This window comes from Paenibacillus sp. UNC496MF, from assembly GCF_900113915.1.
In the GTDB taxonomy this organism is placed as follows: domain Bacteria; phylum Bacillota; class Bacilli; order Paenibacillales; family Paenibacillaceae; genus Paenibacillus_Z; species Paenibacillus_Z artemisiicola.
The window spans coordinates 1-16,743 of sequence record NZ_FORE01000018.1; the positions used below are offsets into that span (position 1 = coordinate 1).

General features: G+C 59.9%; 16 protein-coding genes and 1 other RNA gene. 1 reads left to right on the forward strand and 16 read right to left on the reverse strand.

Annotated elements, in window-relative coordinates:
* Window positions 1-188: 188 nt before the first annotated feature.
* From BMZ79_RS28145 to rpoE, 15 genes are all read right to left on the reverse strand, one after another.
* Window positions 189-452: a pro-sigmaK processing inhibitor BofA family protein gene (locus BMZ79_RS28145; RefSeq protein WP_090647055.1), complete on the reverse strand. Its 264-nt coding sequence runs from the start codon at window positions 450-452 to the stop codon at window positions 189-191.
* On the reverse strand, window positions 449-721 hold the full coding sequence (locus BMZ79_RS28150; protein ID WP_090647057.1) for a YaaL family protein: 273 nt from the start codon (window positions 719-721) through the stop codon (window positions 449-451). Before BMZ79_RS28150 ends, BMZ79_RS28145 begins: the two co-directional genes overlap by 4 nt.
* 179 nt (window positions 722-900) lie before the next feature.
* Complete coding sequence (recR, locus tag BMZ79_RS28155) at window positions 901-1,500, reverse strand: recombination mediator RecR (RefSeq protein WP_090647059.1); 600 nt, start codon at window positions 1,498-1,500, stop codon at window positions 901-903.
* 29 nt (window positions 1,501-1,529) lie between these two features.
* Window positions 1,530-1,841, reverse strand: a complete 312-nt coding sequence (locus BMZ79_RS28160) for a YbaB/EbfC family nucleoid-associated protein (RefSeq protein ID WP_090647062.1) — start codon at window positions 1,839-1,841, stop codon at window positions 1,530-1,532.
* 72 nt (window positions 1,842-1,913) lie between these two features.
* Complete coding sequence (dnaX, locus tag BMZ79_RS28165; protein WP_090647064.1) at window positions 1,914-3,695, reverse strand: DNA polymerase III subunit gamma/tau; 1,782 nt, start codon at window positions 3,693-3,695, stop codon at window positions 1,914-1,916.
* A 239-nt stretch (window positions 3,696-3,934) separates the two neighbouring features.
* Window positions 3,935-4,199, reverse strand: an RNA gene (gene ffs / locus BMZ79_RS28170) — signal recognition particle sRNA large type.
* Between the two features lie 65 nt (window positions 4,200-4,264).
* Complete coding sequence (locus tag BMZ79_RS28175) at window positions 4,265-4,654, reverse strand: hypothetical protein (RefSeq protein WP_090647067.1); 390 nt, start codon at window positions 4,652-4,654, stop codon at window positions 4,265-4,267.
* A gap of 83 nt (window positions 4,655-4,737) precedes the next feature.
* The gene (gene rpmE / locus BMZ79_RS28180; RefSeq protein WP_090647069.1) at window positions 4,738-4,935 is read right to left on the reverse strand and encodes a 50S ribosomal protein L31; all 198 of its coding nucleotides are present in this window, start codon (window positions 4,933-4,935) and stop codon (window positions 4,738-4,740) included.
* Window positions 4,936-5,069: 134 nt separating this feature from the next.
* A complete protein-coding gene (locus BMZ79_RS28185) occupies window positions 5,070-6,326 on the reverse strand; it encodes a radical SAM family protein (protein WP_090647071.1) in 1,257 nt (418 codons plus the stop codon).
* A 49-nt stretch (window positions 6,327-6,375) separates the two neighbouring features.
* The gene (gene rho / locus BMZ79_RS28190) at window positions 6,376-7,746 is read right to left on the reverse strand and encodes a transcription termination factor Rho (RefSeq protein WP_090647074.1); all 1,371 of its coding nucleotides are present in this window, start codon (window positions 7,744-7,746) and stop codon (window positions 6,376-6,378) included.
* A 108-nt stretch (window positions 7,747-7,854) separates the two neighbouring features.
* Window positions 7,855-9,102 carry a UDP-N-acetylglucosamine 1-carboxyvinyltransferase gene (locus BMZ79_RS28195; protein WP_090647076.1) on the reverse strand — a complete coding sequence of 416 codons (1,248 nt, stop codon included), beginning with the start codon at window positions 9,100-9,102 and terminating at the stop codon, window positions 7,855-7,857.
* A gap of 233 nt (window positions 9,103-9,335) precedes the next feature.
* Window positions 9,336-10,190, reverse strand: a complete 855-nt coding sequence (gene fba / locus BMZ79_RS28200; protein ID WP_090647079.1) for a class II fructose-1,6-bisphosphate aldolase — start codon at window positions 10,188-10,190, stop codon at window positions 9,336-9,338.
* 248 nt (window positions 10,191-10,438) lie between these two features.
* Complete coding sequence (locus tag BMZ79_RS28205) at window positions 10,439-10,837, reverse strand: response regulator (RefSeq protein ID WP_090647082.1); 399 nt, start codon at window positions 10,835-10,837, stop codon at window positions 10,439-10,441.
* A gap of 140 nt (window positions 10,838-10,977) precedes the next feature.
* Window positions 10,978-12,582, reverse strand: a complete 1,605-nt coding sequence (locus BMZ79_RS28210) for a CTP synthase (RefSeq protein WP_090647084.1) — start codon at window positions 12,580-12,582, stop codon at window positions 10,978-10,980.
* A gap of 221 nt (window positions 12,583-12,803) precedes the next feature.
* Window positions 12,804-13,382: a DNA-directed RNA polymerase subunit delta gene (rpoE, locus tag BMZ79_RS28215; protein WP_090647087.1), complete on the reverse strand. Its 579-nt coding sequence runs from the start codon at window positions 13,380-13,382 to the stop codon at window positions 12,804-12,806.
* 346 nt (window positions 13,383-13,728) lie between these two features.
* On the opposite strand from rpoE, the gene BMZ79_RS28225 reads away from it, so the two are divergent.
* Window positions 13,729-14,862 (forward strand): S8 family peptidase, encoded by a 1,134-nt coding sequence (locus BMZ79_RS28225; protein ID WP_240546620.1) that lies wholly within the window; start codon window positions 13,729-13,731, stop codon window positions 14,860-14,862.
* Between the two features lie 106 nt (window positions 14,863-14,968).
* On the opposite strand, the gene argS is transcribed toward BMZ79_RS28225, so the two are convergent.
* Window positions 14,969-16,645: an arginine--tRNA ligase gene (gene argS, locus BMZ79_RS28230; protein ID WP_177222387.1), complete on the reverse strand. Its 1,677-nt coding sequence runs from the start codon at window positions 16,643-16,645 to the stop codon at window positions 14,969-14,971.
* Window positions 16,646-16,743: the final 98 nt, after the last annotated feature.

Sequence of the window (16,743 nt, forward strand, 5' to 3'; positions counted from 1 at the left end):
GCTCGTTCGCCCATGTCTCAGCGGCGACTTGATTAATATATCACATCTTATTAATCATTTGCAAGTACTTTTTTTTAAATATCTTTTCGCAAACCAAGTTTCTCTTGTGACGCGAAGATTAATTTAACACATCCGCTCCGCCGAGGTCAAGCCCGCGCCGCAGATTTATTTCTTCGCCCTCCCAGCCTTTAAAAGAGCGTCATCTGAAGCCCGAGCACGAGCGCGATGCCCGGCAGTCCCAACAGCACGACGGTACCGATCGTCGCAGGATTGAGCGGCATCACGAACCCCGTCACGACGCCTGAATAATTAAGCAGGTATAAGACCAGCGCGGCCGCCACCAGATGCAGCGCGAACCTTCTTAACCATCTAAAGGACATCCCGTTGCGGACCACGACGACAAGCAGCAGCATGGCGGATGCGACCAGCGTAATCATCCATACCGACTTCATTGCGCGACACCGCCCTTCAGCGCGGCCCATGGGGCAGGCGTTCGCTTCGCCTTGCGGAGCAGCATGCCGTAGCGTTTCTCCGCGGACGCGATCGCATAAATCGCATAGTCGATCTGATCGCTGTCCAACGCATAGTCAAAAAAGCGCAGCGCGTTCTCCCACTCCCGCCTTGCCGTATGGATCTCCTCCAACAGTTCCAAATGTTCCTGACGTTCGCTCTTCTGCATCAGCTCTTTCGCCGGTCTTCTCCGCTTCAGCCACTTCCACATGTTCGCTCATCCTCCCGCCCGTCCGCTCCTTGTCCAATCGAAGCGGCGTATAGTTGAATGTATGAGGAACGCTCGCGAAATTAGAACAAGCTTTCGTCGCCGCCCGTTCTCCACGAAACGCAGAAAGACCCCACGGGAGAAGACGCTCCCGCGGGGCCAGCGATTCACGTACAATTGTGTCAACCCAGCTCTCTTCGGCCTTCCAGCGCCTTGGACAGCGTCACCTCGTCGGCGTATTCCAAATCGCCGCCGACCGGCAGCCCATGGGCGATACGCGTGACCTTAATGCCGAACGGCTTGACGAGGCGAGATAAATACATCGCCGTCGCTTCGCCCTCGATATTCGGATTCGTCGCCAAGATCAATTCTTGGACGGTCTCGTCGCTTAACCTGCGCAGCAGCTCGGCAATCCGGATCTCGTCGGGACCGATGCCCTCCATTGGGGAAATCGCCCCCTGAAGGACGTGGTACTGGCCTTCGAATTCCTTGGTCCGCTCCATCGCCACCAAATCCTTGGACTCCTGGACCACGCAGATGATGGACGGGTCCCGGCTCTTATCTTGGCAAATCCGGCACGGATCGGTATCGGTAATGTTGCAGCAGACCGAGCAATAATGCAAATTGCGTTTGACGCTCACGAGCGCTTTCGCGAAATCGATGACGTCGTCTTCCTTCATCTTGAGCGTATGGAAGGCGAGCCTGGCCGCCGTCTTCGGACCGATGCCGGGCAAACGGCTGAAGGCATCTATCAGTTTGGCTATCGGTTCGGGATAATACAAGGCGCAGCTCCTCTACTTATTTACGACTTTTAGAACAAACCGGGGATTTTCATGCCGCCCGTGAATTTGCCCATGTCTTTGTTTGCCAGCTCGTCGGCTTTGTTCAGCGCGTCGTTGACGGCCGTCAGTACGAGATCCTGCAGCATTTCGATATCGTCCGGGTCGACCGCTTCCGGCTTGATGGAGATGCTTTGAAGCGTCTTGTGGCCCGTCACGATGACGGTGACGACGCCGCCGCCCGCGGTGCCTTCGATCATTTTCGTGCCGAGCTCTTCTTGGGCTTTGAGCATTTGCTCCTGCATCTTCTTCACTTGCTTCATCATTTGGTTCATGTTGTTCATCGGTTGACCACTCCTTAATTGAGTTAAGTATTGAAAGTAAACTCGTAAGTGTTCATAGCGCTCGCTTATCGGTCATTTATCTTCGACGACCACGAGGTCCTCGCCGAACAGCTTCACGGCTTCCTCGACCCATTCCGGCTCCGGCGGCGGGCCGCCGCCCTCGTCTTCGTGCAGCAGCGTCAGCTCTTCCGCGGGCGACGCGCCGTTCTCGGCGGCCGTTTGCCACTCCTTCAGCATCACGGTCGCGAGCCGGACGGGGCGGTTGTACACTTCGTTCAGCACGCGCTCGATGACGTCGCGGTTCGCGGGCTTCTCCGTGGTCTCCCGGTGGATGGAGTTCTTGAACGCGACCAGAATGGTATTGTCCGCCGCGGCGACGGGCTCTCCGTTCACGAACCAAGCATGCGTGGAGATATTGTTGCTCTTCACGCGCTGCAAGATATCGGCCCACTTCATCCGAACCTGTCCCGACGCCGGGCTGTCCGCCGCCGCGAGGAACGGATCCAGCTTGACGCGGGCGATCGAGCTGCCGGCGCCGCCCGAACCGCCGCGGCTGAAGTTGTTGCCGGCGCGATTGCCCCCGCCGCGGGACACGCCTTGTTCCGGCGCCGGGCTCCCCGGCTTAACGCCGGACTGAAGCAACTGCTCGATCTTGCGTTCGAGCGTATCGATCCGCTGCTGCAGTCGCTGGACTTCGCTGCCGGACGCCGCCGCTTCAGACGTATCGGTCGCGGCCGCGTACGCGGAGGCCGAGCCTTGATCGCCTGCCTCCCGAAGCGTGCAAATCTTCATCAGCGCCACTTCGAAAATCGTTTGCGGCAGCGCGGCCTGGCGTATCTCCAGCTGGTATTGGTTCAGGACGTCGATCATGCGAAACAGGAGTTCCGCGCTGAACGCCTCGGCCATCCGGGCGTATTTGTCCTGGTCGACGATGCGTTCCGTGGACGCCTTGCCCTTAGGGGCAAGCTTCAGCACGAGCAGGTCCCGGAAATAATAGACCAGGTTCTCCAGACACTTGTCCGCGCTCTTGCCGGCTTGCATCAGCCCTTCCACGAGCGGCAGGATCGCGCCCGCGTTCCGGTCCCGAATCGCCTCCGCCAGCTGCTCGAACTGTTCGGCGGCCAATCCCCCGGTCACGTCCACGGCGTCGTTCAGCGTAATGCGCTCGCCGCCGTAAGCCGAGACTTGCTCCAGCAGGCTGATGGCGTCGCGCATGCCGCCGTCCGATAGCCTGGCGATGTAAGCCAGCGCGTCCTCGTCCGCCAAGATGCCTTCTTCCTCGCAAATCTGCCGAAGCCGTTCCGTCTGCTCCGGCAGCGAAACTTGCCGGAAATCGAAGCGCTGGCAGCGCGAGATGATCGTCGCGGGAAGCTTATGCGGCTCCGTCGTGGCCAAAATAAAGATCACATGCGCCGGCGGCTCTTCCAGCGTCTTCAACAGCGCGTTAAACGCTTCCGACGTCAGCATGTGAACCTCGTCGATAATATATACTTTGAATCGCACTTCGGACGGCGCGTACCGGACCTTGTCGCGGATGTCGCGGATCTCGTCGATCCCGCGGTTGGACGCGGCGTCGATCTCCACGACGTCCATCACGGTACCGGACGTTATGCCGCGGCACGCGTCGCATTCGTTGCACGGCTCCGTCGCCGGGCCGCGTTCGCAGTTGATCGCTTTGGCCATGACTTTGGCCGTCGTCGTCTTGCCCGTTCCGCGCGGACCGTTGAACAAATACGCGTGCGATACGCGGTCCTCGCGAATCGCGTTCTGAAGCGTTTGAATAATATGCTGCTGGCCGACCATATCCCGGAACGTCTGCGGACGCCAGGCACGGTATAAGGCGATATGTGACATCGGAGTCGTTCCTTTCGGCTTGGCGTGACCTGCCGAACCGGCTGGCGCCGGCCGTCTCTCTATTATACACGATGCCGTCACCCAAAAAAACCGTCGCGTGCACAGAAACGACGCGGCGGCGCGGGCGCCGGTTCTACTCTTTCGCGCAAGAAGGCGCGTTCTCCTGCCGGATAAAATGAAAAAACACCCGGCATGACTTCTGCAAGTCATTCGGATGTTATCGTCGTTATAATCAAGGACCGTGCACCTAACCTCGATTAAAACCGCATGGGCGGCACTCCCGTTCCCAGCTCTGGTCAAGCACCCCTCCGGCACATGAACTAACCTGCTTATGGCTGCTTCCTTCCGGACCTGACCCGTTCACAAGCGTCCATTGCGGAGGACCCGGCCGTCAACACTGTTCCCGGGCACCAGCCCCACACGGCAAAAACCTACGTTAGGAATTCAACCCCGCTACAGCGGATTGCGAGTTACAGGGCACCGCTACCTCCCCGTCTAGCACGGCAGAGATAAGTATAGCTCGTTCAATCCAAAAGTGCAACTGCCGAATCGATGGAAGGCGTTCCAAGTCAACGCGTCATCTTGACGTGGACGTTGTAACGGGGCATGTTCATGCGCAGCACGGAGATCGCTTTCGCCTTGACCTGCTTGCTGTCGGCCCCTTTCTTCGGCGTGACCGTGACGTACATTTCGGGCGCCTGAAAAATAATCGTGGCCTTGGCCAAACCCGGAATTTGCTTCAGCTTGCTCTGCGCGAAGTCGCCGTCCGAGTCCTGATTAGAAAACTCGCCGTTACGATTCGGCAAGCGGGGGTTGCTGTTCGACAGCCCCATGTAGCCATCGTGCCCGTACGATTTGGCGTTGAAGTTGTTCGTCGCGTCCTTTTGCCCGCCGCAGCCAGCAAGCGAAATGGCCGCCGTCAGCGCCAGGGTGCCCAGCAGAAGCCGTTTGCTCGACATAAAAAAACCTCCCTTTAACCAATAGGATGGCTGAGGGAGGTCCTTGTATTCTGCTAATTTCCGCCAAACGCGGACGAATAAGCTTAGATACCGTATTTCTTCTTGAACTTGTCGACGCGACCGCCGGCATCCAGGAACTTTTGCTTACCCGTGAAGAATGGGTGGCAGTTGGAGCAAATCTCTACGCGCAGGTTCTGTTTGATCGAACCGGACTCGAAAGTATTGCCGCAAGCGCAAGTTACCGTCGTGACGTGGTAGTTCGGATGAATTCCTTGTTTCATCTCGTTCACCTCTTTCTGCCCTGGATCAACAGGCGGACCCAGAGTTCTATAAAAGACAAAACCGATTATATCACGGCTTCGACAAAGACGCAATGCCTATTCGGCGGTTCGTCCTTCCCCCGGACCGATCCTCGTCAGGAGCGCTTCATCGGCACCGGCGGCACGTGGGTATACGAGCCGATCACGACGTCCGGCAGCTCCTCGGCGAAGATGTCCAGCATCTGCTTCATGCCGTAAATCTCCCCTTGCGCTTTCGGAATGAGCGCCAGGTAACTCTCGGGATCGATGTTCAGGTTGCGCATCTGGATCAGTTTCAAGCCCGTGCGCTTCGCGAAACCGATCATCGCCTCGATCTCCTCCTCCCGGTCGGTGACGCCCGGGAAGATCAGGTAGTTAATCGACGTGTAGACGCCCTTGTCGGTCGCGTAACGGAGCGACTTCTCCACGTTGGCGAGCGAATAGCCGCGCGGCTTGTAGTACGCGTTGTAATGGTCGTCCAGCGCGCTGATGGTGCTGACGCGCATCAGGTCGAGCCCCGCGTCCACGATGCCGCGAATGTGGTCCGTCAAGCCCGCGTTGGTGTTGATGTTGATGTAGCCCGTCGACGTGCGGCTGCGCACTTCGCGCATCGCGTCGATGATGATCCGGGCCTGCGTGGACGGCTCGCCCTCGCAGCCTTGGCCGAAGCTGATGATGGCATCCGGCGCGCTCAGATGCTCCATCATGACGTCGACGAGCTCCTGGACCGTCGGCTTGAAATTCATGCGCGTCTGCGGCGCCGGAAAGCCGCTGTCGTCCGGCTGTTCGGAAATGCAGCCGAAACAGCCCGCGTTGCAGGAAAACGAGACCGGCACGGCCCCTTCCCACCGCTGCAGGAACGTATTGGACGCGGTCAGGCATTCGTACCCGAGCGCGCAGTTCGATAAATGTTGATACAGCCGGTTCTCCGGATACTTCGCCAGCAGCCGGTTCACGCCGACTTTAAGCTCGTCCGGATCGCAATTGTTCGGGTTCCAGCGCTCCGGATCGTCGCTTTTCTGCGCGGCGACGTAGAAGCCGCCGTCCTTCCAAACGACGGCGGAATACCCGAACAACGGAAGCTTCTCCTCCTTATCCGTCTTCATGTAGCCGGGGATGTTCAGCCGGGTATAGCCCTGCGGCAGCAGCGCGCCGACGGCCTGATAGTCGCCGGGCAGCGGCCGCATCTCGCCCGAGGCGGCGTGAATGCCGATCGGACGCGTGAACGGCAAGCCGACCATCGTCGCGCCTTCCGGCAGCGGAATCAGCTCGTCCTCCATCAGCTCCACGATCATGTCGCCGCTGCGGCCGAGACCGATCCAATCGGGATGATCGAACAGGTTGCCCTGCTCGTCTGCATATACGAGATTCATGATGTACCTCCTGAAAGCCAAACGGCTTTGCTACGCGCGAAACGCAAAATTAGGTGACCGTCGTCGAGCGCACGCCCGGCCTTCTGGAAGCGCCGCTGCCCGATGACCCGCTGCCGGAGGAGCTTCCGCTGCCGCCGGAGCTTGCGGTCCTGCCGCGCGAAGGCGGCGTCACGCCCGACGTATCCAGGGACGCGAGGAACTCTTCGTTGTTCTTCGTATCCGCCAGCTTCTTCAGGAAGCCGTCGACGAATTCCATGGAATCGTTCATGTTCTTGCGGATCGCCCATACTTTATCCAGCTCTTCTTTGGTCAGCAGCATCTCTTCGCGGCGCGTGCCCGAACGGCGAATGTCGAGCGCCGGGAAGATGCGGCGATCGGCCAGTTTCCGGTCGAGGTGCAGCTCCATGTTGCCGGTACCTTTAAATTCTTCATAAATGATGTCGTCCATACGGGAGCCGGTCTCCACGAGCGCCGTCGCCAAAATCGTCAGGCTGCCGCCTTCTTCCACGTTGCGGGCGGAGCCGAAAAACCGCTTCGGCCGATGGAACGCCGCCGGGTCGATCCCGCCGCTCAGCGTCCGGCCCGAAGCCGGCACGACGAGGTTGTACGCCCGCGCGAGGCGCGTGATGCTGTCGAGCAAGATGACGACGTCCTTCTTGTGCTCCACGAGCCGCAGCGCGCGCTCGAGCACCAGCTCCGCCACTTTGACGTGGTTCTCGGGCAGCTCGTCGAACGTCGACGCCACCACTTCGCCCTTTACCGAACGCGACATGTCCGTGACTTCCTCCGGCCGCTCGTCGATCAGCAGCACGATCAGCTCGATCTCGGGATTGTTCGTCGAGATGCTGTTGGCGATCTCCTTGATGAGCTGCGTCTTGCCCGCCTTCGGCGGCGCGACGACCAAGCCCCGCTGTCCTAAACCGACGGGGGCGAGCAAATCCATGATGCGCGTGGAAAGTTTGGACTGTGCGGTTTCGAGCACGAGTTTCTTCTCGGGATAAAGAGGAGTCAAGGCTGGGAAGTGTAGACGTTCGGCAGCGTGTTCGGGGCTTTCTCCGTTGACGGCATTAACCTGTAGGAGTCCAAAATAACGTTCGTTTTCCTTGGGCGCCCGGCACTTGCCGGATACCATGTCGCCCGTGCGCAGATCGAACTTGCGAATCTGCGAGGCGGAGATGTAAATATCCTCGGTGCTCGGCAGGTAATTAATTGGCCTCAGGAACCCGAAGCCTTCCGGTAAAATTTCGAGTACGCCATGCATGAACATGAGACCGCTTTGCTCCGCTTGGGCGCGGAGGATCGCGAAAATCAATTCGCGCTTCTTCAACTGGCCGTAGCCCTGGATTTGATGCTGTTTGGCCAGCTTGTATAATTCCGTTAGCTTCATCGCTTCTAGATCGGCGATCTGAAGTTCGGACATAATATCACCACTTCTTATCAAGGTTCGATTGCCAAGCTTCTTCCATCATTGCCGGAATCGGTCCTCTCTATTCGGGACCGACTCCGAAATTGATAGAAAACTAGAGAACTACTCGCGCCACACGTCCGCGCCGAGCATGCGCAGGTTCTCGACCAGGTTGTCGTACCCGCGGTCGATGTATTCCACGCCGGTGATTTCCGTCACGCCGTCGTCCACCGTCAGGGCGGCCACGACGAGCGCGGCGCCCGCGCGAAGATCGGCGGCGCGGACTTTGGCGGCGTTCAGCTTGCCGCCTTCGATGATGGCCGAACGGCCTTCCACCCGGATGTTCGCGCCCATGCGCGACAGCTCCGGCACATGCTTGAAGCGGCTGCTGTACACATAGTCGCTTAAAATGCTGACGCCCGTCGTTTGCGTCAGGAGGCTGGTCATGGGAGATTGCAGGTCCGTGGCGAATCCGGGGTAGACGAGGGCTTTCACGTCGATGGCTTCGTAAGCCGGCTGGCCGACGATGCGGATGGATTCGTCCATCTCGTAGACATGGACGCCCATCTCTTGGAGCTTGGCCGTCATGGCCTCCAGATGCTTCGGGATGACGTTGTCGATCAAAACATCGCCGCGCGTCGCCGCCGCGGCAATCATATAGGTTCCTGCCTGGATCCGGTCGGGAATGATGGAATGGCGGCAGCCGTGCATCCGCTCGACGCCTTCGATGCGAATGGTTTCCGTGCCGGCGCCCTTGATTTTCGCGCCCATGGCGTTAAGAAGCGTAGCTACATCTATGATTTCAGGCTCTTTCGCCGCGTTTTCGATAATCGTGGAGCCTTTGGCCCTGGAAGCCGCCAGCATGATGTTGATCGTTGCCCCTACACTGACGACGTCGAGATAAATTTTCGCGCCGCGAAGCTCTTTCGCGACGATGCGGACGGACCCGTGGTCGTTCGTGACCGTGGCGCCCAGCGCTTCAAACCCTTTAATATGCTGATCGATGGGACGCGGTTCGAAATTGCAGCCCCCCGGCAAGCCGATCGTCGCTTCCCCGAAGCGTCCGAGCATGGCCCCCATCAAATAATAAGACGCGCGAAGCAGCTTGACCTTGCCGTTCGGCATCGGCTTCGACGCCATGGCCGACGGATCGATCACGATCGATTCGCCGCTCCACTCGACGCTGCCTCCGAGCTCTTCGAGAATCTCGCTGTAAACCGCCACGTCGCTCAAGTGGGGCAGGTTATCCAGCGTGACCGTCGTTTCCGCCAGAATCGAGGCGGGCAGAAGCGCGACGGCGCTATTCTTCGCACCGCTGATCTGCACGGTGCCGCGCAGCGGACGTCCGCCGCGAATCATCAATTTTTCCATCGGAATTCGTTATCCTCCCATCCGGTGAGAGCAAAGGACCGAAAAGCCGGAGCAAGGCACGGCGAACCGCCGGCTTCGGTCGTCCGAGGCGGTTCCCCTCCGCGCCCTTGCTTCGTAGCACCGGGCCTTTAATGCCAGAAAGCAAGCGCTCCATCTTTCAAAGCGAATCTTGAAGGACGGGGCGCCTGCTTATCTTGCGGATACGGCTGTTCGATTCCTTTGACTATCGGAAGTTACGCTTGGTTGCTGCTGCCGAACAAACGGATTTTCTCTTGAACGACGGCTTGCATCGCGTTGCGCGCAGGCGTCAGGTATTTACGCGGGTCGTACACGGAATCGTTCGAAGCCAGCACTTCGCGGATGGCGTTCGTGCATGCGACTTGGTTTTCCGTGTTGACGTTGATTTTGCCTACGCCGGCCGCGATGGACAGGCGAATCGCTTCGTCCGGCACGCCGGAGCCGCCGTGCAGCACGACCGGAACCGGAATCGCGTCGGCAACCTTTTGAATGATATCGTAATGGATTTTCGGTTCGCCCTTGTACATACCGTGCGCCGTGCCTACCGCGATGGCCAGGCAGTCTACGCCCGTCTCTTCGTAGAAACGGATCGCTTCTTCCGGTTTCGCCAGAGAAGCATGCTCCTCGTCAACGCTCAGGTCGTCTTCGACGCCGCCGATCGTGCCGAGCTCGCCCTCGACGGATACGCCCATCGCGCGCGCCGCTTTCACGACTTGCTTCGTCAGCTCGATGTTCTCTTCGAGGCCGTAGTGGGAACCGTCGAACATAACGGACGAGAAGCCCGCGCGGATACATTTCATCGCGACTTCGAAGCTGCTGCCGTGGTCGAGGTGAAGCGCGATCGGCAGGCCGGATTTCTTGGCGGCCGCTTCGGCGATCGCCACCGTATATTCGATGCCCATGTATTTCAGGGCGCCTTCGGATACGCCGAAGATGAACGGCGATTTTTCTACGATTGCAGCGTCGGTGATCGCTTGCGCGAACTCCAGGTTGTTCATGTTGAATTGACCGACCGCGAATTTGCCTGCTTTGGCTTTCGGCAGGAATTCATTCATTGACACGAGTGGCATGATTCTCTACTCCTCCTAAAGTGGTATGGGTCGAACGAACGGCTCCATACGTTGTCTGTGATATGCGACGCTTCGCCCGCCATCTCTGCCGGAAGCAGACAACTGGGTGGGAAGACGTGCGCAGACGGATCTTGCATCACGCTTCGGTTATCGCACCCGGTCATTATACCACATACGACCTGCGTTTGGTACAAGTCTTGGCAATCGGCCCGCGCGGCGCCCGGAAACAAAAAAAGCGGGATCCCTGTTCAGGATCCCACCGCGTACCAGCCGCCGGAATCGCCTCCGCGAAGCTGCAGGTTGACCGCCATTCTCATCTCGTCGATGTCGAACGGTTTCGTGAAATGCATCAGCGCGCCGTGGTCGGTCGCTTCCTTGATCATGTCGAGCTCGCCGTAGGCCGTCATCATGATGACCTTGATGTCCTTGTTGATCGCCTTGACATGCTTCAGGATCTCGAGCCCGTCCATGCCCGGAATCTTCATGTCGAGCAGGACCAGGTCCGGCGACTCGCCGCGCACGATCTCCAGCGCGACCTTGCCGTTGGGCGCCTGGAACGTCGTGTAGCCCTCGCTGCTGAACACTTCCATCAAAAGAATTCGAATGCCGTTCTGATCGTCGACGATCAAGACTTTCTTGTTTTCCAACTCGAAACCCTCCCAAGTAGGCATGACATGCGCGTGCCGTCCGTCATCTGGATTAGAATCCCACTTAAGGAATGATTTCGCGTCCTGACGCCCGTTCTCCTGCTTCGGCTGGAAAAAAACTTTAAACCAGACAGTCCGTGTTACTTCTCTGCCTGCTCGAGCGCGGCCCGCACGAACCCGCGGAACAACGGCTGCGGCCGGTTCGGGCGCGACGTGAATTCCGGATGGAACTGCACCGCGAGGAACCACGGGTGTTCCGGCAGCTCCACCATCTCGACGAGGCGTCCGTCCGGCGACGTGCCGGTGATCTTAAGACCCGCCGATTCGATCGTCTCGCGGAATTCGTTGTTGAACTCGTACCGGTGGCGATGACGCTCGTACACGAGCTCGTCGTCGTATTCGCGCTCGGCCAGGGAACCCGGCTGCAGCTTGCACGGATAGAGGCCGAGGCGCATCGTGCCGCCCATGTCCTCGATGTCCTTCTGCTCCGGCAGCAGGTCGATGACCGGGTACGGCGTGAGCGGGTTGATCTCCGAGCTGTTCGCGTCCTTCATGCCGGTCACGTGGCGCGCGTATTCGATGACCGCGACCTGCATGCCGAGGCAAATGCCGAAGAACGGCACGTTGTTCTCGCGCGCATGGCGGATCGCCACGATCTTGCCCTCGATGCCGCGGTCGCCGAAGCCGCCCGGCACCAGGATGCCGTGAACGCCCTGCAGCCTGTCCGCCACGTTCTGCTCCGTCAGCTCCTCCGCGTTCACCCAGCGCACCTTCACGTCCGCGTCGGCGTCGAAGCCGGCGTGGCTGAGCGATTCCACGATGCTGAGGTACGCGTCGTGCAGCGCGACGTACTTGCCCACGATGGCGATCTCGGCCGAACGGCTCAGCTGCTTCACGCGGCGGACGAGGTCTTCCCACGCCGTCATGTCCGGCGGCGGCGTCGTCAGCTTGAGGTGGTTGACGACGATCTGGTCCAGGCCTTCGTCGCGCAGGTTGAGCGGCACCTCGTAGAGGGTGGAAGCGTCGCGGCATTCCACGACCGCGTTCTCGTCGATGTCGCAGAAGAGCGCGATCTTGCGCTTCATGTCTTCGGCGAGCGGATATTCCGTCCGGCAGACGATGACGTTCGGCTGGATGCCGATGCTCCGCAGCTCTTTCACGCTGTGCTGCGTCGGCTTCGTCTTCACTTCGCCGGCCGCTTTAATATAAGGAATCAAGGTTACATGGATGTACATGACGTTCTCGCGGCCGATGTCGCTCTTGATCTGGCGGATCGCTTCGAGGAACGGCAGGCTCTCGATGTCGCCGACGGTGCCGCCGATCTCGGTGATGACGACGTCCGAGCCCGTCTCCTTGCCCGCGCGGAACACGCGTTCCTTGATCTCGTTCGTAATATGGGGGATGACCTGCACCGTGCCGCCGAGGTATTCGCCGCGGCGTTCTTTCGTGATGACGGAAGAGTAGATTTTGCCCGTCGTGACGTTGCTGTTCTTGGACAGGTTGATGTCGATGAAGCGCTCGTAGTGGCCCAAGTCCAAATCCGTTTCCGCGCCGTCGTCCGTGACGAAGACTTCGCCGTGCTGGTAGGGGCTCATCGTGCCCGGGTCGACGTTGATGTACGGATCGAATTTCTGAATGGTCACTTTCAGCCCGCGGTTCTTAAGCAGACGCCCGAGCGAAGCCGCCGTGATGCCCTTCCCGAGCGATGACACGACGCCGCCTGTTACGAAAATATACTTAGTCACTGATGATACCCTCCACGCCTGTATGGTTATTGATTTAGGTTCTCCCAATTCCCGCAGAAAAATGGTCCATAAAAAAGAAAAAAGTGACACCCGTAGCTACGGGGCACTTTCTAATTTTGGCTTATACCTTATGTCCGAACTTGAAGCCCAAACAATAGTTTACCCGCTGCGCTATCGCCTTGTCAAGGCAAAACGGCTGCCGCTTCTCTACGGGCATCGGCTTATTTGCCGTCCTCTTCTTCGTCGTCGAAATCTTCCTCTTCGGCGTCTTCTTCGGCTTCGTCTTCTTCTTCGCCCTCGGCTTCTTCGCCGAGGTCTTCCTCTTCGATCTCTTCGTCGTCGATCACGACTTCTTCGTCCACTTCCGCTTCTTCCTCGGCCTCGTCGAAGATCTCCTGATCCTCGTCGTAGGAATCGAAATCGTCATCCTCGGACGCGTACGTATCCTCTTCCTCGTCCGTGTAGACGTCGTCGTCGTCCTCTTCGTCGTTGATGATGCGGGAACGCTTCGCGTTGCCGACCGGATCTTCGTTCCGCTCGACCGGATACCAGCGCTTCAGGCCCCACATGTTGCTGCCGACGCACGCGAACCGTCCGTCGATGTTGATTTCCGTATATACTTGCGCAATCACTTGGTTGATTTGTTCTTGGGACAGGCCCCGGATCTTCGCGATCTCGTTCATGATATCGCGATAGTAAAACGGCGTGTTCGCCGCCTTAAGCAATTCGAATGCCAGGTCGACCATGGGCATTTCCCTGATGCGTTCCGGATCGATTTTCAAGACGATCTCGCTGCTCATTTCGGACACTTCCTCTCATGTCAAATCGCCCGCGCCTTGCAGGCAATCCATATCAACCTATAGTAAAACCTATTTTTTATCAAAAAGCAAGCACGCCTCCGCGTCGGGAAACAAAAAGAAAAAGCGAAGGAAATCCTTCGCTTCGACTGTATCCTTCCGGATCGGGCGGCTCGCGCCGGTTCCGGTACTCGAGCCCGGGAGGGACTCTTGGTTTATACTATGTCCCCGCACGGCGAATGACACGGTTTGCCGCCTAATTCTGCGAAAAAAGGCAGGTTGCTTATACGGCTTGTTGCCCTCCTTCATACAATACTTCAGCATGATTCGCCATGGAGGGGAGCCAACTTTGGACAGATCCGCAATTCTCCGCCTGTTGCACAGCGCGACTTCGCTCGACGCCCCGGCCGCCAAACGGCGAATCGTCCGCTTCCGGCATTACAGCGACTACGAGCGCTTCCTGCTCGAATGGTCCAACTTCGGCGCGGAAGAGGACGCATCGGACGCCGTACGGCACCTTCCCTTCATCGAGGCTTTCTCCCTTCCCGTGACGGCCGAGCTGCTGGCCGCGGCTCCCGCCCACGACTTGTGGATCGAGAACGACCCGCAAGTCTCGGTTCATGCCATCGTGCACAAGCCGGCCTCCCGCGAGAAGGGCATCCCGTGGGGCGTCTCGGAAATCAAAGCGCCGCTCGCCTGGAGCACGACGACGGGCCACCGGGTCAAGGTCGGCGTCATCGATACCGGCGTCGACTTCAGCCACCCCGACCTCAAGCAATCGATCGGCCGCGGCATCAATCTCCTGAACCGCGGCACGCTGCCGCACGACGACAACGGGCACGGCACGCACATCTGCGGCACCATCGCGGCCGCGAACCAGCTGCACGGCATGATCGGCGTCGCTCCCCGCGCCTCCGTCCATCCGGTCAAAGCGTTCGACCATAACGGCAGCGCCTTCGTCTCCGACATCGTGCTCGGCATCGACTGGTGCGTGCGCAGCGGCATGAACATCATCAACATGAGCTTCGGCATGAAAACGCGCAGCAAGTCGCTGTTGACGGCCGTGACCAACGCGTTCAACGCGGGCGTCATCGTCGTGGCGTCCTCCGGCAACGACGGCAAGCGCAAATCGATCGACTATCCCGCCCGCTACCCGCAAACGATCGCGGTGGGGGCGACGAACAAGCTGCGACGGATCGCGCCGTTCAGCAACCGGGGCATGTATATCGACGTGTACGCGCCCGGGGAGAAGATTCTCTCCTCCTGGCTGCGAGGCAAATACAACGAAATGAGCGGAACCTCGATGGCGACGTCCCACGTCAGCGGCGCCGTCGCGCTGCTGCTCGCGCATCGCCCGGGGTTGACGCCGACCGAAATCAAGGCGGTCATCAAGCGGGCCATGCTGCCCTTAAGAGGCACGAAAGCCCCCCGGCTGACCGGGGAGCTCGACGTCATGCGGATGCTGCAGGCCGTGGAACGGTAGGTTCCCGGCCTTCGTTCGCGTCGCGTCTTGGCGGCGCGGCGCGCTCCGCGAGGCGCCGCCGCGGGACAAGCCCGGTATCGCGCGCAACGCGCGCTCCGGCGCGGAGCTACATGCGCTCCGGCGCGGACACGCCGACGAGCTTCAGCACGTTCGCGATCGCGACGCGGGTCGCGCCGAGCAGCGCGAAGCGCGCTTGGGTCTGCGCGGCGTCCTCGGTGATGACGCGTTCCGCGCGGTAGTAGCTGTGCAGCTGGGACGCCAGCTCGTAGACGTAGCGGATCAGGCGGTGCGGCGCGTATTGCGCCGCGGCTTCCGCGATTTCGAGCGGAAGCTCGCCGATTTTGCGGAGCAGGTCGAACTCGTGCTCCGACGTCAATTGGCCGAGGTCGACTTCGGCCAGCGGCAGCACCGCGACGCCCTGCTCCTCCGCCTGGCGGAAGATGCTGCAGATGCGCGCGTGGGCGTACTGCACGTAGAAGACCGGATTCTCGTTCGAGGTCGAGATGGCGAGATCCATGTCGAAGTCGAGGTGCGAATCCATGCTGCGCATCGTGAAGAAGTAGCGGATCGCGTCCGTGCCGACCTCTTCGGTCAGATCCTCCATCGTGACCGCCTTGCCGGTACGCTTGGACATCTTGACCTTCTCGCCGTTCTGGAACAGGCTGACCATCTGCGCGATGAGGACGACCAGCTTTGCCGGATCGTTGCCGAGCGCCTCCATCGCCGCCTTTACGCGCGGGATGTAGCCGTGGTGGTCGGCGCCCCAGATGTTGATCATTTTGTCGAAGCCGCGGCCGTATTTGTCGCGGTGGTAGGCGACGTCCGGCGTCAAATACGTGTACGAGCCGTCATTTTTCACGAGCACGCGGTTCTTGTCGTCGCCGTACGGCATCGTGCTCAGCCAGGTCGCGCCCTCTTCCTCGTAGACTTGGCCGCGGTCGCGGAGCGCCTGCAGCGCCTGCTCGACCTGGCCCGTCTCGTAGAGCGACGTCTCGCTGAACCAGACGTCGAAGTTGACGCGGAATTCGCTCAGGTCGCGCTTGATTTTGGCCAGCTCGCGCGTCAGGCCGTACTCGCGGAAGAACGCGAAGCGCTCCTCGTCCGGCAGCGACAGCAGGCGGTCGCCCTCGGACGCGGCCAGCTCCTTCGCGAAGCCGACGATGTCTTCGCCGTGGTAGCCGTCCTCCGGCATGCTCGCGTCCAAGCCGAGCGCTTGCTTGTAGCGCGCTTCGATCGAGCGCGCGAGATTCGCCACCTGGTTGCCGGCGTCGTTGATGTAATATTCGCGCGTGACGTCGTAGCCGGCGAAATCGAGCAGGTTGCACAGCGCGTCGCCGACGGCGGCGCCGCGGGCGTGGCCGAGGTGCAGGCTGCCGGTCGGGTTGGCGCTGACGAATTCGACCTGCACGCGCTGGCCGGCGCCGACGCCGACGCGTCCGTAATCGGCGCCTTCGGCGGCGGTTTGCGCGACGACCGGGTACAGGTAGCTGCGGTCCATGCGGAAGTTGATGAAGCCGGGGCCGGCGATCTCGGCGCTGTGGATCGACGCCTTCGCCTTGTCCAGGTGGGCCAGAATCGCTTCGGCGATTTGGCGCGGGTTCTTCTTCGCGAGCTTCGTCAGCTGCATCGCCGCGTTCGTGGCGAGATCGCCGTGCGCCTTCTCCTTCGGCACCTCGAGCACGAAGACCGGCAGCTCCTCGCGCGCCGCCAGGCCGGCGGCGACGACCGCGTCGGCGATGGCGTCCTTCACTTGCTGGTGCAGCTGTTCAATAACGTTCGACATGATATCCACTCCTAAAAGTTTTGCGGGCGAAGCCCGTGCCGGTAATCGGCAAGATGAAGCAAAACTGCTTCGTAAGCATAATCCAAGTTTTGCGGGCG